Source organism: Chromobacterium sp. CCUG 30098 (assembly GCF_059916605.1).
Map to the genome: position 1 here is coordinate 1 of NZ_JAUCGS010000031.1, position 703 is coordinate 703.

At 66.6% G+C, this 703-nt stretch carries 1 protein-coding gene and 1 pseudogene; both read left to right on the forward strand.

What is annotated here, in order from left to right:
- Window positions 1-291 (forward strand): energy transducer TonB (locus QUG03_RS23185; protein WP_488906923.1); only part of this gene is annotated, 291 nt, incomplete at its 5' end.
- A 50-nt stretch (window positions 292-341) separates the two neighbouring features.
- Window positions 342-703 (forward strand): annotated as a pseudogene (locus QUG03_RS23190) (MotA/TolQ/ExbB proton channel family protein); the annotation flags it as partial.

Consider the following 703-nt stretch of genomic DNA (forward strand, 5'->3'; position numbering starts at 1 on the left):
GCGCCCAAGGGCCCGGTGTCGGCCAAGGCCAACTGCACCCAGCTGCAAGCCCCGGAATACCCGAGCAAGGCGCAGCAGGACGAGATCCAGGGTGTGGTGCGCGTGGCCTTCCAGGTGGGCGACAACGGCCGCTTCAGCCACATCGCCAACATCTCGTTCGACGGCGGCATCCCGCCGCGCTACCGCAGCGGCTTCCAGTCGGCGATCAGCGCCGCGCTGCAAGGCTATAGCTGCAAACCCAACAGCCTGTTGAGCCAGGAATTCGGCTTCAAACTCGACTCCGGCGAATGAGCGCGAGCGCGCCTCGACCGGAGCACAGCAACTCTTAGGAGAACCAAAGCATGACCAAGACCACTCGCACCGCCTTCGCCGCCCTGGCCCTGCTGGCCAGCCTGCCTGTCCTGGCCGCCGAAACCGCGCACGTGACCAGCAACCCGTACGGCATCGACGCCCTGTGGGCGCAAGGCGACATCGTCGCGCGCGGCACCCTGATCATTCTGCTGATCATGTCCGCGGCCACCTGGTACGTGGGCATCGTCAAACTGCTGGAACAGCGCCGCCTGCTCAAGCAAGGCCGGGAACTGCTGGCGTCTCACGGCGCGGAACTGCAAAAACGCGCGAGCGAACTGGCCGACGAAGGCATGTTCAGCGCGGTGGCGGCGGCCGGCATTGAAGCGGCGGCCGAGCACAAGGGCGAACTGGC